Genomic DNA, 20,919 nt, shown 5'->3' with positions numbered 1-20,919 from the left:
TTTTATATAATAAATAAGTGAATTAATAGATTTTAATTATAGATTTACACATCTATAGCTAGCTGAGATAAGCTAATCCTCTAAAGATGCTTTAATAATTCGTATTAATAACAAACCAAAAAGTGTTAAAAAAATAGTTGCAATAAAACCAAGAACAACCATTTTGGTTTTACTCGTATTTGTACTCAATAATGGATAAATTGGTATATCTATTTTTTCTATCAACGGAGCTTCCTTCATTAAACTCATTTTTGCCATTTCCAAATTTTGCACAAGCTGCCCTAAAATGGCTTTATTAGTTTCTGCCGAGAATTGGGATCTTTGAGTGGGAACTATACGTTTAGCCTGTCTCGTGGGATTCAAATTAGGGGTGGCATCTATAATAACTGCTGCTGTAGCAATATTGCCATTCATAACTGCTTTCACTGAATCAGTCTTAACCTGTAAAATCGCAATATTATCTAATGATTTTTTAGTCTTAGTCCTAACATAAAAATTATTGACAGTACTCACTAGGACCTCATTAAAAGATTTTGCAAAATCTTCATTCGTAGCATTAATCTCTACTTTAATAATGCTCGCTTTTTTATCTACTTTATCTATTTTTAAATTATTTTTAACGATGTTATGAGTAAATATCCCTATTAGACTATCGCGCATTCGCAATGTTGACACATCAAACAATCTTGGATCTTTTTTGAAATCTACTTTAGTATTATTAAGTTTTTTTGATCCTTTCAGATTAATGTTATTAAAACGTATATACTGATTAACTAACAACTCATTAGTGTCTAATGGATTTGAACTAAGCAAAGCTTGCTCCAGCATCGTTCTGGACTTATATAATGCAAAAAGGTTATCCCCTTGAAATAAGCTATTGCTTCCTCCTGATACATCTACACCTGCTAAAGCGGCCAAACCCGCCATTTGTCCCATACCTCCTCCAGATTCACCTGCCTCAAGTACAAATGTTGTTGTGGCAGTATAAACTGGTTCTTTTCTATTGGCATAAAAGTAGCCCATCCCACCACCAATGATTCCTGTAATCATTAGAACGTACCATTTTGACAAAAAATATTTTATCCAATCTTGTACAATTAATAGGAGCTCCTTAAAAGTAAGCTCTTTTGTCTGCTTCAATTTATTCATACCCTATCTTAAAAGACTGACAATAATCGCTGCTAAAGAAGCAATACCTGTACCTAACCCTACCCATGCCTGTACATTCATTTTTTCCCTAGGAGCGCGTTTAGGTACCATGATCTCTGCTCCTGGTTTTACTTCGGGATAACCACCTGACTTACCTTTTACCGCCCCATTGGCATACTGAACAAATACCCTTTTCTTTAAGGCATTGTCCGTAAAACCTCCTGCTTGATTGACATAATATTTGAGACTTTTACCTTTCACATACACGACATTATTTGGATTTAAAACTTCGCCCATTACTTTGACAGTTTCCAACTCTTTTGGTACACGAATAATATCACCATCTAAAACCAATAGGTCACCACGTTGATAAGGAGTGGCAAGTATTTTATTAAGCTCTATACCCACCAGATCACTGGGCTCAATCTCGGTCGTGGAAGCACCCTGTTGCTGCGAAACTTTTGCTAATGCACTATTCTTAGCATTTGCATTAACCGTTGTCGTTTCTTTTTCAAATTCATCTTCTGTTTCTACCTCATCAATGGAGTCTTTTGCCATTTCTTTTTTGAGGCGCTCTTTTTCTTTTTTCTCTTCGGCCTTTAATTTAGAAACTCCGGTACGTTTTAAAGATGCACCTTCTGTGTAGGCATAAGACGTTAAACCTCCAGCACGCTTAATAATATCGGAAATGCGCTCATCCTCACGGGAAATGGTATAAATACCCGGAAATAATACTTCTCCCTCTATCTTGACCTGTCTTTGGGTTCGGAAACCTGCATCACCTAATACGGTAATCACATCATAGGGTTGTAATTCAACCGTTAAATCCGATACAATACCATCCTTAATATCAATTTGGATGGTTTGTGATGAACTTGGGTCGGTAACATCCCGGTTTTTTAATCTTCTTGCAATCTCAATGCGCGCATTTTTAGCCGCCTCATTTAATCCACCTGCTTTTTGGATCAGATCGCCTAAAGTAGCATTGCTCGCAAATGGGAAATCTCCCGGTAAACGTACTTCGCCCTGAACCGTAAATTTGTATTCATCCCGTAAATCGAAAATAGAAGCAATCTCTACCTTATCTTCTCTTTTTAAAGGGATATCTGCTGTTGTTCCTGCTAATACTTCACGCACATTAAAGTTAATCAACTCCGCTGTATTATCTGCTCTAAGCCTATTAATAATGCCTCTTTCTAAAAAGGCATCTTCACGTAAACCATCTGCCTGCTCTAGCAATTGCTTCAACGTCATACCCGGTTCCATACCATATAGACCTGGACGGAAAACGGCCCCTAAGATACTGACACGATTGGCAAAACGCTCCAAGATAGGTTCTACAATAAACTGATCGCCTGCTTTTGGACTATAATCGGCAAACTGATCGGCATAAATATCTTTGACACTGCGCTCTTTATCTGTCTTTTGCAACACTTTAATCTTAGCTGTATAGGCATCTTCGCTAAAGCCGCCTGCATATTTGACTAAATCCAATAGGGATTCGCCCGAAACGGTCTCAAATATTGCCGGACGTTTAACTTCTCCTTCAAATTGTACGCGACTGCCGTATACCGGGATATGGATAATATCTTGGTCTTGCAAACGAATATTACCACGTTGGATTCCATTGGCTAAAAAGTCATATAAATCAATGGTGGTCACCACCTGATTGTTACGGATGACTTGAATTTTACGATAAGTTCCATTTTCGCCTGGGCCACCTGCCGCATATAGGGCATTGAATACGGTTGCTAATGAGGGCAAACTGTATGTCCCCGGTTTGGTAGCTGCACCTGTTAACGTAATCCGAATGGTACGGATATTACCAATATTGACATCAATTTGCGTATTGCCTGAGCGAATCGCAGGATAAGTTCCACTTAACCGTTGCTGAATTTTATTTTTCGCTGCCGCTACAGATAACCCAGAGACCGCAATCTTGCCGACATACTCCACGGTTATATTACCATCTGGGCTGACTGGCAATTTATAAGACGCCTCATTATCTCCCGAAATATCTAATAGTATCTCATCATCAGGACCAATAATATAAGAGCTTGGAGTAGCCATTCGCAAATTAGGTTCGAATGTGATTTCACTGTTTTTAAACAGATCTGAACCAAAAACTTTTAGTTTATTTTCATCAATTCTTAAAGAGTCTTGTAGTGATTTTTTATTTCTTAAAGAATCAGGTTGTGCCGCACCATTGACCTGACGACCAGTGGCGGCATTTCCAGATTGTTGTCTCGTATCTAAATTTTTAGACTGTTGCTTATTACGTTTGATTTTTTGTAAACGGTCTTTTAGTTTTTGAGCTTCAACAGCAGATACACCTTGAGCACGTGCAAATCCATCCAATTGTGACTCACTATAGCCCATTAACTCAGCTCGCTTCACATACTGCTCAATTTGAGCATCTGTTAAATCGTCCACTTTGATATTAGCTGGATTGGTTTGTGCCTGTACAGAGCCCATTAGACTTATGACAAACAACCACAATATTACTCTTTTCATTCTATACCCTGAAATTTTCACAAAAGTAGGTAAATTTATTTAATTAAGAGATTGAGGTACTCCCCATAACCTGATTTACGCAAGGGATCAGCGATTTTTAGTAATTGCGCTTTATCAATATAGCCCATTCGGTAAGCCACTTCTTCAATCGCTCCAATCTTCATTCCTTGACGCTCCTCGATCACCTGTACAAACTGCGCTGCTTGCATAAGAGACTGAATCGTACCCGTATCCAACCAAGCTGTACCCCGATCAAAAACTGCCACATTAAGCTTTTCTCGCTCCAAGTAGACTTTGTTAATATCTGTAATTTCCAATTCTCCCCTGGGAGATGGTTTAATTTCCTTGGCTATTTGCACCACATCATTATCATAGAAATATAAGCCTGGTATCGCAAAGTTTGACTTTGGTGCTAACGGTTTTTCTTCTATCGAAATTGCTTTTTTATCTTGATCAAATTCGACCACGCCATAACGCTCGGGATCATTGACTTGATAGGCAAACACTGTCCCACCATCAACATCGGCACAGGATTGTAACAGTTTAGACATACCCGAACCATAGAAAATATTATCTCCCAATATTAAAGCTACCTTATCATCCCCAATAAATTCCTCACCCAATATAAAAGCTTGAGCCAAACCATCTGGACTGGGTTGTTCAATATATTCAAATCGACAGCCCAACTGCGAACCATCTCCCAACAGTCTTTTAAACTGCGGCAGATCTTGAGGTGTCGAAATGATCAGGATCTCATTGATTCCCGCTAACATCAAGGTGGATAATGGATAATAAATCATCGGTTTATCATATACAGGCATCAACTGCTTGCTCACAGCCAATGTCATGGGGTGTAAACGTGTACCTGAGCCTCCTGCTAATATAATTCCTTTCATTTTTTTTGTTTTTTATGGTTAGAAGGTTAGATGATGGTTAGAAACTTCTTAACTATTTAACTCTCTAACTTCGTAACTATTTAACTCTCTAACTGCTTCTTTAAACTATCTTTCCAAAATGGCACTTCTACCCCAAATGTCTCTTTAATCTTTGTTTTATTTAATAACGAATAATTTGGTCGCTTAGCTGGTGTGGGATAGGCTGTCGTTGGAATCGCATTGATCTCACACTCGAGTCCTTTGAGATCGCGAATGGCAACAGCAAAATCATACCAGCTGATCTCGCCTTCATTGCTATAATGATAAACCCCACCTTGCCAACTTTCTCCATCAACAATATGGACGATCGCTTTTGCTAGATCTGCTGCTGAGGTCGGTGAACCGATCTGATCGTTGATCACAGATATCGAATCGCGCTCGGATAGCAGACGCAACATCGTCTTAACAAAGTTTTTCCCAAAAGTGGAGTATACCCATGAAGTACGGATGATAATCGCTTCGGGGTACCATTTTTGTATCGCTTGCTCTCCTTTTAACTTTGTTTCACCATAAACATTAATGGGACTGACGGGTGCATCTTCTGTCAAAGCGGCACAGCTGTTTCCATCAAATACATAGTCGGTTGAAATGGCGATCAATTGTGTGCCGTGTAAACGACAATATTGAGCAATCTCTTCTGTTGCCAAATGATTCACCAGATCGGCAAGATCAGATTCTGACTCGGCCTGATCGACAGCGGTATAAGCTCCAGCATGGATAATCAGATCGGGCTGATACATCCCCAAAATATCTTGAATAATCATGATCTGATCCAAAGGAAGCTGTTTGCGATCTAAAAAGAAACATTCTTTCTCCGCATCATGCTCCAAGAGGACTTTCAATTCCTGCCCCAACTGCCCTGATGCGCCTGTAATAACGATCCTTTGCTTTTGATTAACCGATTCCATTTTTATCTTTAAATGCCGTAAAGGATTGTGCTTCTTCATCTTTTTTGGAAAGAATCATATTTTCCCGTGGAACTTGCCAATCAATACCTATTGTTTTATCTAACGGATGAACACCGTCTTCTGCTACTTGATGATAATGATTATCGCATTTATAAAAGAACACTGCATTTTCGGATAAGACCGAAAATCCATGTAAAAATCCACGTGGAACATACAATTGTCGCTTATTCTCTGCGGACAATTCTACTGCGACAGATTGACCATAAGTATCCGACCCGGGTCGTACATCAACCGCAACATCCAATACTTTTCCTTCCAGTACACGCACTAATTTTGCTTGGCTGTATTCACCAGCTTGCATATGTAATCCACGGACTACGCCATACTGGGATTGGGATTGGTTATCTTGTACAAATAGCGGTTTAACGCCTACTATTTGTTCAAATTTTTGATCATTAAAAGCCTCGAAAAAGTATCCTCTTTCGTCTTCATATATTGTTGGCTCTAAAATAAAGCAACCCTTTAATTTTGTTTCTTGGAATTTCATTGTTTATTTTTTTCGTAACGAAGTTATGAGTAACGCAGTGACATGAGTAACATAGTAACTTTGTTATGAATAACGCAGTGACGTTAGTAGTAACGTAGTCACTTCTTTACTTGGTCACTTCTTTACTAACTAACCTTTATACTGCTGATCGTAATATTTTTGATAATCTCCGGAAGTAACACTTTCTAACCACTCCTTATTGTTCAAGAACCAATCGATGGTTTTGGAAAGGCCTTCTTCAAAGGTGACGGAAGGATACCAGCCTAATTCTTGATTAATCTTAGTCGCATCTATGGCATAACGTAGATCGTGACCCGGACGATCTTTTACAAAAGTGATCAATTGCTCGGCTGTACCTGCAGGTCGACCTAATTTTTCATCGACTTGTTTACACAGTTCTTTGACCAAATCGATATTCTGCCATTCGTTAAATCCACCGACGTTGTAAGCATCACCATCTTTACCTTCATGAAATACCAAATCAATGGCGGTAGCATGATCGATCACAAATAACCAATCACGGGTGTACCTACCATCACCGTAGATCGGTAAGGGACGATTGTTTAGGATATTGTGAATACATAAGGGGATCAATTTCTCCGGAAAATGATTGGGACCGTAATTGTTGGAACAATTGGTCAATACCATCGGCAAGCCGTAGGTATCGTGATAAGCGCGAACAAAATGATCAGAGCTAGCTTTGGAAGCTGAATAAGGGGAATGCGGATCGTAAGCGGTTTCTTCTGTAAATAATCCTTCTGCTCCTAATGCACCAAATACCTCATCGGTAGAAACATGATGAAAACGTTTTCCTGCAAAATTATCTTTCCAGATTTCGCGGGCAGCATTCAGTAAATTAACCGTACCAATGACATTGGTCATCACAAATGCGGAAGGATCTGCAATGGAACGATCGACATGCGATTCTGCCGCTAAATGAATAATCCCATCGGGCTGATATTCGGCAAAAATGCGAAACATGGCCGCAGCATCGGTAATATCTTCCTTAACAAAAGTGTAATTTGGTTTATCTTCGATATCCCGTAAATTTTCAAGATTACCGGCATAGGTCAATGCATCTAAATTGACAATATGGTAATCAGGATATTTATTGACAAAAGTTCGGACTACATGCGAACCAATAAACCCCGCTCCTCCTGTAATAATGATCGTTTTATTCATCATATGCGCAAAATATTTCTTAACAGCTTAAAACTTCCCAACTGTAATTAAGGGAATAGCATCAAAAGTAATAAGATTTTATGAACAAACAATAAAGGAGATGAGTAAAACCGCCTACAATAGGTTTGCTAGCCAGTTTTTTCAGCAAACTAGTGTACGCTTTGTTGTTGGTACAAACCCGAAATCGGTACCATAACCTGAAAAGGTCTGGTCTTTCCGCCTTCAAAGTGAAGTTTACCGGCAATGGTCGTCATTACTCCGGTTAAGTCGAGGCTAAGCAATTCTTTATTGATCACCTTATAACGGATAGAAACTTCGGGCTTGGGTAGCAGCTCATAGTGAAAAGGAAGGGCCAGCGATTGATCAAGCTGGATATGTAAATCGGGATGTTTGACGGAAACACGTTTTAATGTTGCATGTTTTAATTTTTGATTGTGGCTGGAGGTATGGATCACAATCACCCCACTCTTCACACTCCGATCGCCACTGTATTGCCCCGGATGCTCTTGAAAAAGGTAACTCACGGAGAGCCCGCCATGATTGGCCAATTGTTGTTTCGTTTGCTTTGCGTTCCAGAAGTAATAAATGCCTATTAACAATAAGCCGATCAATGGGATAAAAATCATCGTGGTTCAGGGATTAAAAAGTAAAATAGTGACACAGTAACGAGTGACGCTCGTGCCGCAAAAACAAGTGAACTGCTTCTTTGTCTTGCAATCACTTATCCTATAACGTCGTGAAGTAGTAACATCGTATTGAATTAAATTGTTTCCTATATTTTTAATTTCATACAAACTTTAAAACTGTCCATCTAAAACGATGAAATACTATCGTTTCGCAGATCACAAATATAACTGCTGCATATCAAGTAGATGCTTCTTTACTATTAATTTATTATAAAATGACGGGTTAATCATTTGTTTTTCTTTTTAGGTATTGTCACTGTGTTGGAGTGATCGGCATATAAAAAGGTGCCTTGACAAGCAAGGCACCCGAAACTAAATCATAATTTGGAAATGAATAAGGTTAATGAAATAGGGGTAGATCCAAATGCTGGATATTTTGTTCTTCTTGATGCTGATATACGTTTTCAATGGGGATACTCATTTTGAAAGGAAGACGATCTCCACCTTTCAAATTTAATACACCAATCAACGTGACTTTACTTCCTGTTAGATCAATGACCTGCCGAGCTGAAGTGATTCGAAAACGAACCGAAATCGATAACCCTTGATCTTTATGTTCAACAAAGGGAATAATGGCAGATTGATTTAATTTGACCAACACTCCTGAATGATAGATCTTGACTTTTCTAATCACGATAGCTCGGAGCTGTTCATTTTGGCGCGATGCACTAAAAATAAGGGAGCCATGGCGACTTTTGAGATTCCCACTATACTGACCTGCATGATCTTGGATCCGGTACTGAGCACTTAATGTAACCTGCTTCTCCACGTGCGAACCACGGTATTTCCCTTCGTATAAATAATATAACAGACAGGCAGACAGGGAAACTAAAATAACAATATAAATCATCATATGTATATGTTAACATTAAAACAACATCTTAGAACTTCGGTCAGTAGCAAAGAACAAATTATCAGGCTGTAAAAAATCATTAACCCATTTTGAATGACTGTTTACCAGACGTTTAAAAGGACATAAATAACAGCTCTTAATTTTTATCAAAAATAGAATGAAAATTGATGTTACAACAGAGACCCCAGGGTCTTATTTAACTTTAGATAAAAAAAAATCACAGTAATAAATTTCAAAATTCAGGTAAATACTGCACATTTGTAGGGACAAATGAAGCCTTACCTTGTTACGCCTTTTCTGCTATTTTTTTTCCTAGTCGCATCCTTCACCGGATCTGCAAATACAGAACGCGCAGCTCATATTTCAACGCCTCTCATTGCACAAGAACAGCTGAACGAAGACAGTCCACTGTTTTACTACCACAATAAATCCATTTTCAAAAATCCACAAGTCGAGCCGGGCAAATACGAGGCAAAAGGAATCTATTGGCTCCGAATCAATATCCCGGCAAGCAGAGACCTGAAAAGAAAAACCTATGTCCTTTCTTTTAACAATCTGACCTATGTGGACCTCACCTTGATCGATGACCGCACAAGCCTAGCGATCGAAAATCGAAAATCAGGACTGTTCAGACCCCTCAAGGAGATCACTCCAGGCGATGACCGTAATCATTTTACACTTGAACTGGATGTCACCAAGACTTACACCTGCCTATTAAAAATTGAGCATATCAAGGGGTATAGTCCCCAGCTGGACTTTTATATCGAAGATCAACTGAACTACCTGAAACGGCAGCAGAAAGAGTCCAATATCTATGCTTTCTTAGAAGGCGCAATCATCGTACTGCTCCTCTATATTGCACTGGCTTGGCTGGTGTCACGCTATCGGCCCTATATCTGGATCTTTACTTTTTTAATGGCTTTGGGCCTGTACAGTTTTGCCCTGCAGAAGGAATTTATCGATCTATTCTTTGCTGAAAACCCGCGCCTGGGCTGGACCATAAGTCCTATATTTTACCGGATCGGGACCATCAGCTTCTATCTGCTGCTCCTTGATTTTCTGAATCTGAAAAAACTGAGCCCGCTATTTTATAAAGCAGCACTTCTCATCTGCTCATTGGTGATCTCTTTTGCTGTGATCAGCTTGATCTACTGCTATAGCACCTCCAATTATTTTCTGTCCAACCGCATTAATTTTATTTTAGGGGCAATACATATCGCTTATCTGTCGACTTTATTTATTTACAACTGGAAAAAGATCAATGCAACGCAACGTTTTCTGGCTTACGGAACGCTATTCTTTGCGGTTGGGATCAGCCTAATTATCGCGATGTTGATCCAGATGGATGAAAAATCACTGCTCTATATCCCTGCCGTGATCCAACTATTTGTACTGAGCATCACGATTATTTTTCTGGTCGCTATCCGCCTGCGGATCCGCAAGCAAGAACTGGAATACCATAAATCAATTGAGATCAGAGTGGAGGAACGTACTGCTGAGCTCAATATGGCAAATACCGTGTTAAATAAGCAGCAATCGGAGCTCTTGGAGAAGAATAAATACATTGAAACTTTGATCGATGAGCTCAACCATCGGGTGAAAAACAATCTGCAACTTTTATATAGCTTGGGCAGTCTCTACCGAACAGGGGATAAAAATGGCTTAACCAGCAATCCGGCCATTCAGGAGATGCAAAGCCGCATCCATACCATGATGCTGGTCAATCAGCTCTTGGTGTATAATAAAGGCAATAAATTAAAACTGGATCAATTGGTGGTGGAAACAATCAGTTACCTGCAGCTGCTGTATGATCCACAGAAGAGGATCGCGATTGATCTGTATTGTGTGCTCGATTATTGGATTCCGACCCATATTTCAACATCCTTGGGCTTGATCATCACCGAGCTCCTGACCAACGCGTATAAATATGCGTTTCCAAATGATCGGGAGAAGTCCCCTAAAATCACGCTGGACATCCAACAGTCAACGGACAAATTGTCTATCCTATTTTGGGATAATGGCGTGGGCTCGGATACCTTAATTGCGCATTCGTCTTTGGGAATCGCGCTGATCAGGGATCTGGCCCGCCAGATCAAGGGCGAGATCAGCATCAATCATAAAAATGGCTATCACTATCAATTTGAATTTAAAAAAGGGGTATGGAAATAAAGATCTTAATTATTGAAGATGAAATGATCATCGCGCGTTTTATCGAACAGCATTTCTCTTCTTTCTACGAGAATATCCAGATCAATATTGCGCTTTCAGTGGAAGAGGTCGACACCTACATGCAGGAACAGCAACCGGATCTGGTCCTCTGCGATATCCAGCTGCAGGATGATTGTGATGGAATTGACCTGATGGTGAAATATAAGGCTGAAAAACAATTTGCACTGATCTTTATCACCTCTTATGAATCCAAACAGTGCATCGATCGTACTATCGCTGTCAATCCTGAAAATTACATTATAAAACCGTTGAATGAGAGCCGTCTCTACGCGGGAACGCATATGGTCATACAACGTCTGCTCAGGATGTATACGGCTCCAAAGGTAGAGCTGAATCTGGATGGGCTGACGTCTTCGGAAAAACAGGTGCTAAAATTAATTGCCAATCGGTATACGACCAAGCATATTGCAGAGAAACTATATTTGAGTCCATATACGATTAAAAATACGCGTCACCGCATCTGTCGCAAACTCTGTCTGGAGGAGGAAAATAATGCGCTGCTGACCTGGGCTATTGAACATCAGCATATGCTGGAAAATTGAAAGTTGTCTAGGATCACTCCTAAACAACTTTCAAGCTACTATTCACCAATAGCGTAATATTGAAAGCCGAACCCCTCGAGTTGTTTTCGATTTAAAATCTTGCGCCCATCAAATACAAAAGCCGGCTTTTTCATTCCATTTTTTACTTCGGCCCAATCGTATTGTTTAAATTCATCCCACTCGGTCAATATGGCCACCGCATGTGCGCCGGTTAGCGCTTCCCTGGGTTCGTTCACCACCGTCAGTAGACGGCGATTTTCTGCAGGAGAACGCGTACCCAGGTAATCCAGATCGCGGTAAATCTGCTCGGCGGAGACCTTGGGATCGTAAACGACAATTTCGGCTTCTTCATCTAAAAGATGATCGGCCACATAAATCGCTGCAGATTCGCGGGTATCATTGGTATCTTTTTTAAATGCCCAACCTAAGAATGCAATCTTTTTACCATTGACCGTATTGTACATGGTCTGAATAATCTTCTGCGCAAATCGGTCTTTTTGGTGATCGTTTAACAGGATCACTTGTTCCCAATAATCCGCGACAGCAGTTAGGTTATAGGACCTGGCGATATAAACCAGGTTTAAAATATCTTTTTGAAAGCATGATCCACCAAATCCAACCGATGCCTTTAGAAACTTAGGTCCAATCCGGGAATCATAACCAATAGCGCGTGAAACCTCATCTACATTGGCTCCTGTCACTTCACATAGTTCGGAAATTGCATTAATCGAAGATACGCGTTGCGCCAAGAACGCATTGGCCACAAGTTTTGACAATTCGGATGACCATAGATTGGTCGTTAATATGCGATCTCTGGGTACCCAGGCTTCATAAATCTGTACTAGCGCTTCTATCGCTTCCTGATCTTCACCACCGATCAACACCCGATCGGGGTTATGCAGATCCGGTACTGCTGTACCTTCTGCTAAAAACTCGGGATTGGAGAGGATGTGAAAATTAACACCATTGCCCGTATTATCCAATATGCTCTTTAAAGCTGCTGCTGTACGGACTGGTAAAGTAGATTTTTCAACGACAATTTTATCGTTCTTCGCTACCCGTGCAATTTGACGCGCACAAAGTTCGATATATTTTAAATCGGCCGCCTGTCCTTTTCCTTTACCATAAGTTTTGGTCGGCGTATTGACCGAAATAAAGATCATATCGGCTTCTTCAATCGCTTGATCAACGTCTGTAGAGAAAAAAAGATTGCGCCCTCTGGCCTCAGCAACAACCGCATCCAAACCGGGTTCATATATGGGTAAATTGTCTAAATCTGGATCATTCCACGCATCGATACGGGATTGGTTTAAATCAACAACGGTAATCGTAATATCCGGGTTCTTCTGCGCAATAACCGACATCGTCGGACCACCCACATAACCGGCGCCAACACAGGCTATTCTCTTAATTTCTCTCATCTATGTATAATAAAACAACAACATCATCTACCATTTTTAACTCGCAACATATAAGGACGTTACCGTAGATATGTGTATGTATCGAAATTAATCATTTATTTACTAAATTTCAATACTAAGCGGAATAAATTTGTCTGACAACTGCGAGATCTATATCTTCGTAATGTTCAACTTCTTATAAAAAGAATATACATGAAAAAAAGAATCTTGATAACTGGTGGAGCTGGTTTTATTGGCTCGCACTTGTGCAAAAGATTGCTCGATGAGGGCAATGAGGTCATTTCTTTGGATAACTATTTTACCGGATCGAAAGATAACATAGCACCACTCTTGTCCAATCCATATTTTGAGGCGATCAGACATGATGTGACCATGCCCTATTTTATAGAAGTGGATGAAATCTATAACTTGGCCTGCCCGGCTTCTCCGATTCATTATCAATTTAACGCGATCAAAACGGTCAAAACTTCGGTGATGGGTGCCATCAATATGCTGGGATTGGCCAAACGATTAAACATTAAAATCTTACAAGCCTCTACCAGTGAGGTCTATGGTGACCCGATCATCCATCCACAAACGGAATCATACTGGGGAAATGTCAACCCAATAGGTATCCGTTCCTGTTATGATGAAGGAAAAAGATGTGCAGAAACACTTTTTATGGACTACCATCGAATGAATGATGTCCAGATCAAAATCATCCGGATCTTTAATACCTACGGACCCAATATGCACCCCAATGATGGGCGGGTGGTATCGAATTTTATTATTCAGGCCTTGAACAATCAAGATATCACGCTTTATGGCGATGGTTCGCAGACCAGAAGTTTTCAGTATGTGGATGATCTCGTTGAAGGGATGATCAAAATGATGGGAAGCCCGAACGATACGATCGGTCCAATCAATATGGGCAATCCCAATGAGTTTAGCATTCGAGAACTTGCGGAGCGCGTGATTGCTCTAACGGGATCGAAATCGAAAATCATCTTTCTACCCCTGCCTTCTGACGATCCTAAACAGCGTAAACCGGATATTGATCTGGCAAAATCAGCCTTAAATTGGGAACCAAAAATCCAATTGGAGGAAGGTCTTAAAAAAACCATTGCTTATTTTAAAAGCATCACATAAAAAGACAAATGCACGGTCCTTCAACAAGAAATACCGTGCATCTGTCCTTTTAAATCAACCTTAGGCGATTAAATCATCGTTAACCAGTTTCACTTTAAATCCAACACGGGATCCATTATGTTCTTCCGATTCGAAAAAGAATTTACCTCCATGGGTATGAATAAAGTGGTAAACGACCCAAAGTCCAAGTCCTTTGCCTTGATCATGCATAGGCGTCACCGCTCCCTCTCTCGCAATCTGCTTATTTAATTGTTCTTGCACGGCAGGGCTCATACCGATACCTGTATCGATAATCTCTACCACTGCCCATTCTTGTTCCCGATGAAGATTCAGTGTAATCGCAGAATCGTTATGGCTGAATTTCACCGCATTCATCATCAGATTGCGCAAGATGCTTTTCATGATATCCACATCAAAAAAGATCTCTAATCCATCCTGTAAATCAAGTTCAATAGCGATATTTTTCAATTTGGCAGTCGGGAGTAAGGTTTCTGTCACGCCCTGGATGAGCTCATTTAAATCCAGTTTTTGGGGAATATAACTGAGCATGCCCAAGCTGGACTTGGTCCACTTCAGTAAATTGTCGAGCACCGTAAAGAGCTGTTCGGCAATATCATTTCCGGTATTGACCATATCGCTATAACCATTGGCTGCAGTTTCGGCCTGCACACTCAAAATATTGAAGATCATCTTGAGCGAGGAAATGGGGCTCCGGAGGTCATGTGCCAATATCGCATACATGCGGTCGCGATTGAGAATAGCCTCTTTTAGCTCTGCGGTCTGTCTGCTGATGGTCTGATTGGATGCAATTAAACGGATCTGATGCTTGATCCGCTGCAGCAATTCCATTTTATTGAAAGGCTTGGCCACATAATCCACTCCACCGCTATCAAAACCGCGGACCACATCTTCAGGTGATCTCAGGTGGGTAATAAAAATAACGGGAATATGCTGATAGGGATCCATTGATTTCAATCGGAGCGTCAGATCATAACCATTTGAATCGCCCAGCATCACATCCATTAAAATCAGGTCGATCCTTTCCTTTTCTAGGGTTTCCAGTGCCGCGAATTCATCCAAAGCAGAAAACACACGGAAAGATTCTCTCTCAAGAATCCCCTTTAACATAAAAAGGTTAACTTCCGAATCCTCGACGATGAGGATATTATATAGTGAAAAATCAATTTCCATAGGTCAATTTGCAGCTTACACAATAGTACGTATAAATACCTAATATCATTTGTAAATATAATGTTAGATCAACAATTTCGGTACTGTTAAAGTATCATTTTTAAATTAATTATTTGCCATGAGCAACAACACAAATCATGTATGTCTCAAAAATGTTATAATTGCGGTTAGTTCAGACCAATATCAACAAGGACCGGTAAGTGATCACTGTAGTCCAGAGCTCCTGTCCGGTAATTGGCGGCTTTCAGTTTGGTGCCTGAATATAATACAAAATCAATCCGAAAAAGCTTCATAAAATAACGATAGGAATAGCCATAGCCATTTCCGGCCTCCAAATAGGCATCTTTCAACTCTCCTTTGATCGTTTTATAGCCGTAGGAAACGGGAGTATTATTAAAATCACCGCTCACGATCAATGGATAAGGGGAACGATCCAGTATGCTCCTTAAGGAATCCACTTGCCTGCCTCTAAATTTAAAATTGCTGGAAATGATACCCAGTGCATCTGTCCAGCTAGCCCCTGTCTCTTCTTCGTATAGCAGTGTACCTTTGACCTGATTCCAATTTGTCGTCTGCAAATGGCAGTTTACGATACGTACTTTTTCATTATTAACCATCATATCGGCAAATAAAGCACAATTTGGGCGTTCTGGAAAGGAAATAGTGGAAATAGAATCTAATGGATATTTACTGAGAATAGCAAGTTGAAAGTGCTTTCCTCCTCCTTTTGTGGTCACAATATGGGGCATGTCTTTAAATACCCGCTTGAGATCTGCCTCCGTTAAGTCGGCAGGAACCTCTTGCAAACAAATGGTATTCACCTGATTGGTGGAAAAATAATCCGCAATATGTTCCATAGAGGAAATGTTATAGCTCATTTTGAATTCGTGAACATTGTATGTCGCAAACTTAATCTCGGCTAAATTTCCTTCCTCCGGTCTATGCATCTGAAATTTGTGCGGATAATAATGATAGTTTGCCAGTATCGCAATAATGGGACAAATACTATACCAACTCCGTTTATATAGTCCAATAATCAAAAATAATAAATTGCAAAGGAGCAATACAGGCAAGACCACACCGATCCATTGAAAGAGCACAATAGTTTCAGGAGAAACATACAACGCCAGAAAGGATAGCGATGTGACGATCATCAAAAGCACATATACGGCTTTACCGATTGTGGCTCGGATACGTACCGGCTGAGGTTCTGTGATGTTTTTCATAGATGGGCACTTAGGATGATGTCGGAATATCTAATGGGAGCATAAATTTAAAGGTCGATCCTTCCCCTTCTTCTGACTCTACCCAAATTGTACCATGCATCTGTTCGACAATGCCTTTGCAGATGGATAGCCCCAGGCCACTGCCTTTGTCGGACTCATTGACCTTAAAGAAGCGGTTGAAGATCGATTCCTGCAACTCTTTAGCAATTCCGATGCCATTGTCTTTAACATAAAACTCAACGGTATCCTTATGCAGAACATAACCGACATGAATAGATCCTTTGGAAGGGGTAAACTTCCTGCTGTTGTTGATCAAATTGACCAAGACCTGCATCACCCGCCCGCGGTCCAAATAGGCCACAACCTCCTGTTCGGGAATATCAAAAAACAAGTCAGGCAGATCTTCCGAAGGAAGAAAGCTTAAAGAGAGTTCGTTGAAAATCCCCTTGAGCGATACAGGAGCAGATTCAAACCGCACCTTACCGGCTTCCATCTGCGACATTTCCAAGACATCGGACACCAAGCGCAGCAATTGGCTACTGTTGGTCGTCAAAATCTGTCCGTACTCTTTCCGTAATTCGGGATCTGGGGTCTCAGCGATGATATTACCAAAGCCCATGATCGCACTCAATGGGGTACGGATTTCATGGTTCATATTGGAAATAAAGGCCGATTTTAACTTTTCAGACTCCTCTGCGGTTTGTTTGGAGCGGAGGAGCTGCTCTTCATATCTGATCTGATCGGAGATATCGCGTTGGATGGTCCATACTATATCTTCGCCATTACCATTTTTAATAATCAATGAGCTGCATTCGGAACCAATAATATCCATTAGCGGATAGGGAATATCACAGCGATATTGTAAATAACCTTCGGCTTCTTTTAATTTTTGTAAAAATGCTTCCCATTCTTCTTTTGAACTGAAATTTTTCAGCCGTTCATACACTTTGAAATGATCGATCTGCTCTTGTTCAGTAAGTGCATTCTGTTGGCGACAGGCCTTGTTGGCAAAAGCCAATTGACCATCCATATGACACGCAAAAATGCTGTACGGCGCATTGTGCACGACGGCCAGCACCATTTCCAGCTCATTTCTGTTTTTCATAAAATCGCTCACATTCTGCGAAAAGCCATCGATGATCCATTGGTCATTTTCCACTAACCGAGCATATTTGGTTGCGCGGATATAGGTAATCGGCAGATCTGGAAAGATCATGCGGTATTCTAAAGTCGCAAACTCGGTTTGATCCTGGTTGACAAAATCACTTAACTTTTTGCGGTCATCGGGATGAATGTACTCCAAAAGTTCCGTCATGGTCGTAATTTTTGGCTCCAAGAGGTTGGCGTGCAACAGATTGGAATATCCGGTATGCAGATATGTCTGCTCTTGGGAATCAAAACGCCAATGTCCGATCATCGCCACCTTGCCCACCTCCAACTGTGCTTTCAAAGCTGATTTGAGCCGAAGTTTCATACTACTGCGCTGCGTAATATCGCGATATTGACACAGCAAATGTTCGTCATCAAACTTATGGATGATAAACTTGAAATAATAAGTCTGATCATGGGCCGGTAAATCGTAATTGAGGTTGGAAGTCTCTCCCGTCTGGCGGCATTTCGCAAATTCGTCCTCAATAAGCTGCGCTGTAGATGCCGGTAAAAGAGTAAGTAAATGGACTCCGACCAATGCCATCCGGGGATTGATGATCGGGTTCTCGGTCTTAACAATGGCATCCACACATACATTATTCTGATCGATCAGGAATAACGTATCACTGGTCAGATCTAAGATCTTTTCCAAATATTTTAAGCTATGTAATGCTCTTTCCTCCATGATGTTTGCTAAATTATTTTCGCTGAGATTTCTCCCATCCGCTGCGATGTTGTTTGCTTAATAGGTAGTAAATCCCCAACAGGACATTTATATTCATAAATATAAAATAATAGGGAACATAAAACAATTTTGACACATGGGGATGATCTCGCTGGAGATATCCAATGCCTGCGCAAAGGTAAAAGACTACCTGGGCGACAAAAATGACATGAAACACGTTATAGGGTGACTCTTGTCCTAGTCCGATCACGAAAGATAGTGGCCATAGCGCAAATAGGGCAAAGGGAGTGACGGACCAGCGCAAAACCCGATGCGAGATATACTGAAAACTCAACTTGCCGTAACGCACGATATGGAGTAAGGGCAGCAGCCTGTTGATGGACTGCCAGCCGCCAGCTGCAATGCGTCTTTTACGCTTTGCTTCTTCTTCCATATTGAGTGAACCAGACTCTACGGCATAGGCATCAGGAGTATACGCAATGCGATAACCCTTTTGCGCAATCCCCATGGACAACATAAAATCGTCCAACAACGTATCTTCTGGCATCACGGTAAACAATTGCGTACGAATGGCAAAAAGCTCACCTGCGGCACCTACGGTGGAGTAATATTGAAAATCCAGTTTTTTGAGCAGGGATTCATACTTCCAGTAGGTTCCCTCGCCTTTGGATGATATGGTATCACCATCCGTAAAAGCAACTCTTTTTTCCCCGGATACGCATCCGATGCTAGGATCGTTAAATTGGCTGACCATGATGTGTATGGCATCGCTATTGAGCAAGCAGTTGGCATCGCTAAAAATGACAATAGGTGTATTGACATGTTGCATTCCATGATTGATGGCCGCAGTTTTCCCGTTGCGTAAAGGAGAACTTACGATCTGCACGTCTGGATACTGCTGCAAGAGGACTTCGCTCTGGTCATTGCTCCCATCAATGACCCAAATGATCTGGAGTTTTTGTGCAGGATAAGCCAGTGACCTGCAGTTGAGCATCTTTTCTGCAATAATATCCGCTTCATTGTAAGCCGCTATAAATAGGGTGACCTCAGGAAGTTCTTCTGCACGCCCATCTGGGGTCTGTACCTGTGTTTTATAAGGTCTATATTTTGCCAATAAAAAAATCAACAGGGCATAGCCTACATAGGTATAAAGTACCAACAGCAAACTGAACCAAAATAAAAACTGTACCATAGGAGATCGTTGTATTTATGACAAAAATATACTAATTATTTGGTTATCGCGATCATCGCAGTTGTTATCCTTTTTTGACTATTCCACATAGGGCAGGCTACGCTTGTATCAGTTTTATCGCTTACCGTTGTCCAACCGAGATTCCCTATCTAAAAGATCAAAAAAAGCACGTTTACTGCAATAGATCGGATTGCAACAACCTGTTCATCTGGCCTTGCCAAGAAAGTTCTTGGATACTGGCTCGGATGGTATCCGGTGATGTCTTCAATTGGTTTATAAAATCCAAAATCTGCTGGATATCAATCGGCGATTCGTCTGCCGTTGCTTTGATGATGTAATCGCACTGGTCAAAATCTGGATCCGATTCGGAATAGATAAATGGAATGCCGCGTGCCGCATATTCGCGGTTTTTCAAGGTGCGAATCACATCGATGCCGGTACGGTGTCTCCCTAAGCTTCCGATCGCAAAATCGGCCTGATCAAATAGCGTATCGAGTGCCGTACCCCAAAGGGCACCATGGAGGATGACCTGCTGCTGCAGACCGTGCTTCTGGATGGGCACCAGAATATCTTGACGCTCGCGTTCCCCCGTGAGTTCGCCCACGAGATGAAAAATCACCTGACGTGCAGACTGCTGCTGTTGGTAAAGTGCGAGACCTTGGATCAGGCGGTCAAACCCGTGCCAGTAGTGGATCTCAGCGACGGCAAGCAGATGAATCTCTTCTCCCCCTTTGGTAATGGGATGGCGGATCGGGATGGCGCCAAAGTCAATTCCATTGGAAATCTGGAGGGTTTTTTGACCGAAGATCTGATCAAAATTGGAAAAGGTGACGACAGCATCCAACTGCTTGGCTAGCTGCCTTCTGAACAAGCGATCGACACACAATTCCAGCTTCATTTTGGCGGTATTGTATTCCTGATCGTAGGGATAAGTCGGGACTTCCATCATCACGGTAGCTCCGGATTGACGTATGCTTTTCACCAAACGGATCGTAAATGGATTGGCATTGTGATCCGAACGGATATAAACGAGTGAAAAATTATTTTTCACAACATACTCCTGGATGGCGCGGTAATCGATGCGTTTGCGAATCTTGGCCGAGGTTCCTTTGCCGAGATCCACGAGTACATCCTCATTGACCTTCCACACCCGATGTCCACTGGCCTCTACGGTATAATGACAGAGGGTCACTTGGGCACCATTTTGTTTGAGCCCATTGATCTGTCCCCAAATCTTTTTACTGATTCCGTTATGTTCGCTAAAACCATGAAATATTAAAAAAAGCACCTTCATCCCCATGATATCTAATTTATTTTATGGCCTTTATTTGAATGCAAGAAAATACAAAAAAATAGGCATACATCGCAAGTAAAAATCAAGT

17 protein-coding genes are annotated in these 20,919 nt (G+C 41.0%); 3 read left to right on the top strand and 14 right to left on the bottom strand.

The genetic code is table 11. The features are described from left to right. Positions 1 to 72: 72 nt before the first annotated feature. From C8N37_RS05180 to C8N37_RS05145, 8 genes are all read right to left on the bottom strand, one after another. A complete protein-coding gene (locus C8N37_RS05180; protein WP_108157916.1) occupies positions 73 to 1,149 on the bottom strand; it encodes a lipopolysaccharide biosynthesis protein in 1,077 nt (358 codons plus the stop codon). A 3-nt stretch (positions 1,150 to 1,152) separates the two neighbouring features. Continuing rightward, complete coding sequence (locus C8N37_RS05175; RefSeq protein WP_108157915.1) at positions 1,153 to 3,663, bottom strand: SLBB domain-containing protein; 2,511 nt, start codon at positions 3,661 to 3,663, stop codon at positions 1,153 to 1,155. Positions 3,664 to 3,698: 35 nt separating this feature from the next. Beyond that, complete coding sequence (gene rfbA / locus C8N37_RS05170; RefSeq protein WP_108157914.1) at positions 3,699 to 4,559, bottom strand: glucose-1-phosphate thymidylyltransferase RfbA; 861 nt, start codon at positions 4,557 to 4,559, stop codon at positions 3,699 to 3,701. 80 nt (positions 4,560 to 4,639) lie between these two features. Beyond that, positions 4,640 to 5,545, bottom strand: a complete 906-nt coding sequence (rfbD, locus tag C8N37_RS05165; RefSeq protein ID WP_244914345.1) for a dTDP-4-dehydrorhamnose reductase — start codon at positions 5,543 to 5,545, stop codon at positions 4,640 to 4,642. Further along, on the bottom strand, positions 5,493 to 6,053 hold the full coding sequence (rfbC, locus tag C8N37_RS05160) for a dTDP-4-dehydrorhamnose 3,5-epimerase (protein WP_108157912.1): 561 nt from the start codon (positions 6,051 to 6,053) through the stop codon (positions 5,493 to 5,495). Before rfbC ends, rfbD begins: the two co-directional genes overlap by 53 nt. A gap of 129 nt (positions 6,054 to 6,182) precedes the next feature. Beyond that, on the bottom strand, positions 6,183 to 7,235 hold the full coding sequence (gene rfbB, locus C8N37_RS05155) for a dTDP-glucose 4,6-dehydratase (RefSeq protein WP_108157911.1): 1,053 nt from the start codon (positions 7,233 to 7,235) through the stop codon (positions 6,183 to 6,185). Positions 7,236 to 7,384: 149 nt separating this feature from the next. Continuing rightward, on the bottom strand, positions 7,385 to 7,759 hold the full coding sequence (locus C8N37_RS05150) for a hypothetical protein (protein ID WP_146171010.1): 375 nt from the start codon (positions 7,757 to 7,759) through the stop codon (positions 7,385 to 7,387). A 502-nt stretch (positions 7,760 to 8,261) separates the two neighbouring features. Next, positions 8,262 to 8,774, bottom strand: a complete 513-nt coding sequence (locus tag C8N37_RS05145) for a hypothetical protein (protein ID WP_146171007.1) — start codon at positions 8,772 to 8,774, stop codon at positions 8,262 to 8,264. 270 nt (positions 8,775 to 9,044) lie between these two features. Here C8N37_RS05145 and C8N37_RS05140 point away from each other — a divergent pair, with 270 nt between their 5' ends. Together C8N37_RS05140 and C8N37_RS05135 are read left to right on the top strand one after the other, a co-directional pair. After that, complete coding sequence (locus tag C8N37_RS05140; protein WP_108157908.1) at positions 9,045 to 10,943, top strand: sensor histidine kinase; 1,899 nt, start codon at positions 9,045 to 9,047, stop codon at positions 10,941 to 10,943. Continuing rightward, the gene (locus tag C8N37_RS05135; protein ID WP_108157907.1) at positions 10,934 to 11,545 is read left to right on the top strand and encodes a response regulator transcription factor; all 612 of its coding nucleotides are present in this window, start codon (positions 10,934 to 10,936) and stop codon (positions 11,543 to 11,545) included. The genes C8N37_RS05140 and C8N37_RS05135 overlap by 10 nt, the downstream gene beginning before the upstream one ends. Positions 11,546 to 11,583: 38 nt before the next feature. On the opposite strand, the gene C8N37_RS05130 is transcribed toward C8N37_RS05135, so the two are convergent. Next, positions 11,584 to 12,966 (bottom strand): nucleotide sugar dehydrogenase, encoded by a 1,383-nt coding sequence (locus tag C8N37_RS05130; protein ID WP_108157906.1) that lies wholly within the window; start codon positions 12,964 to 12,966, stop codon positions 11,584 to 11,586. Between the two features lie 192 nt (positions 12,967 to 13,158). On the opposite strand from C8N37_RS05130, the gene C8N37_RS05125 reads away from it, so the two are divergent. Next, complete coding sequence (locus C8N37_RS05125; RefSeq protein ID WP_108157905.1) at positions 13,159 to 14,094, top strand: UDP-glucuronic acid decarboxylase family protein; 936 nt, start codon at positions 13,159 to 13,161, stop codon at positions 14,092 to 14,094. A 60-nt stretch (positions 14,095 to 14,154) separates the two neighbouring features. Here the strand turns inward: C8N37_RS05125 and C8N37_RS05120 are convergent, their stop codons facing one another. The 5 genes from C8N37_RS05120 to C8N37_RS05100 form a co-directional block, all read right to left on the bottom strand. Then, the gene (locus C8N37_RS05120; protein ID WP_108157904.1) at positions 14,155 to 15,285 is read right to left on the bottom strand and encodes a hybrid sensor histidine kinase/response regulator; all 1,131 of its coding nucleotides are present in this window, start codon (positions 15,283 to 15,285) and stop codon (positions 14,155 to 14,157) included. Positions 15,286 to 15,452: 167 nt separating this feature from the next. Further along, a complete protein-coding gene (locus C8N37_RS05115) occupies positions 15,453 to 16,511 on the bottom strand; it encodes an endonuclease/exonuclease/phosphatase family protein (RefSeq protein ID WP_108157903.1) in 1,059 nt (352 codons plus the stop codon). Between the two features lie 10 nt (positions 16,512 to 16,521). Beyond that, positions 16,522 to 18,345: a PAS domain-containing sensor histidine kinase gene (locus tag C8N37_RS05110; RefSeq protein WP_108157902.1), complete on the bottom strand. Its 1,824-nt coding sequence runs from the start codon at positions 18,343 to 18,345 to the stop codon at positions 16,522 to 16,524. Between the two features lie 13 nt (positions 18,346 to 18,358). Continuing rightward, positions 18,359 to 19,537 (bottom strand): glycosyltransferase family 2 protein, encoded by a 1,179-nt coding sequence (locus C8N37_RS05105; RefSeq protein ID WP_108157901.1) that lies wholly within the window; start codon positions 19,535 to 19,537, stop codon positions 18,359 to 18,361. A 172-nt stretch (positions 19,538 to 19,709) separates the two neighbouring features. Further along, a complete protein-coding gene (locus C8N37_RS05100) occupies positions 19,710 to 20,831 on the bottom strand; it encodes a glycosyltransferase family protein (protein ID WP_108158407.1) in 1,122 nt (373 codons plus the stop codon). Between the last annotated feature and the right edge of the window lie 88 nt (positions 20,832 to 20,919).

This window comes from Sphingobacterium faecium, assembly GCF_003054045.1.
In the GTDB taxonomy this organism is placed as follows: domain Bacteria; phylum Bacteroidota; class Bacteroidia; order Sphingobacteriales; family Sphingobacteriaceae; genus Sphingobacterium; species Sphingobacterium faecium.
Note: the sequence above shows the minus strand (reverse complement) of the source record. Positions and strands in the feature narration are given on the sequence as shown.

Excerpts from the sequence above, each read along its gene's own strand:
- C8N37_RS05180 (WP_108157916.1), bottom strand. The coding sequence starts at position 1,149 with ATGAATAAATTGAAGCAGACAAAAGAGCTTACTTTTAAGGAGCTCCTA.
- C8N37_RS05175 (WP_108157915.1), bottom strand. The coding sequence starts at position 3,663 with ATGAAAAGAGTAATATTGTGGTTGTTTGTCATAAGTCTAATGGGCTCT.
- rfbA (WP_108157914.1), bottom strand. The coding sequence starts at position 4,559 with ATGAAAGGAATTATATTAGCAGGAGGCTCAGGTACACGTTTACACCCC.
- rfbD (WP_244914345.1), bottom strand. The coding sequence starts at position 5,545 with ATGAAGAAGCACAATCCTTTACGGCATTTAAAGATAAAAATGGAATCG.
- rfbC (WP_108157912.1), bottom strand. The coding sequence starts at position 6,053 with ATGAAATTCCAAGAAACAAAATTAAAGGGTTGCTTTATTTTAGAGCCA.
- rfbB (WP_108157911.1), bottom strand. The coding sequence starts at position 7,235 with ATGAATAAAACGATCATTATTACAGGAGGAGCGGGGTTTATTGGTTCG.
- C8N37_RS05145 (WP_146171007.1), bottom strand. The coding sequence starts at position 8,774 with ATGATGATTTATATTGTTATTTTAGTTTCCCTGTCTGCCTGTCTGTTA.
- C8N37_RS05140 (WP_108157908.1), top strand. The coding sequence starts at position 9,045 with ATGAAGCCTTACCTTGTTACGCCTTTTCTGCTATTTTTTTTCCTAGTC.
- C8N37_RS05135 (WP_108157907.1), top strand. The coding sequence starts at position 10,934 with ATGGAAATAAAGATCTTAATTATTGAAGATGAAATGATCATCGCGCGT.
- C8N37_RS05130 (WP_108157906.1), bottom strand. The coding sequence starts at position 12,966 with ATGAGAGAAATTAAGAGAATAGCCTGTGTTGGCGCCGGTTATGTGGGT.
- C8N37_RS05125 (WP_108157905.1), top strand. The coding sequence starts at position 13,159 with ATGAAAAAAAGAATCTTGATAACTGGTGGAGCTGGTTTTATTGGCTCG.
- C8N37_RS05120 (WP_108157904.1), bottom strand. The coding sequence starts at position 15,285 with ATGGAAATTGATTTTTCACTATATAATATCCTCATCGTCGAGGATTCG.
- C8N37_RS05115 (WP_108157903.1), bottom strand. The coding sequence starts at position 16,511 with ATGAAAAACATCACAGAACCTCAGCCGGTACGTATCCGAGCCACAATC.
- C8N37_RS05110 (WP_108157902.1), bottom strand. The coding sequence starts at position 18,345 with ATGGAGGAAAGAGCATTACATAGCTTAAAATATTTGGAAAAGATCTTA.
- C8N37_RS05105 (WP_108157901.1), bottom strand. The coding sequence starts at position 19,537 with ATGGTACAGTTTTTATTTTGGTTCAGTTTGCTGTTGGTACTTTATACC.
- C8N37_RS05100 (WP_108158407.1), bottom strand. The coding sequence starts at position 20,831 with ATGAAGGTGCTTTTTTTAATATTTCATGGTTTTAGCGAACATAACGGA.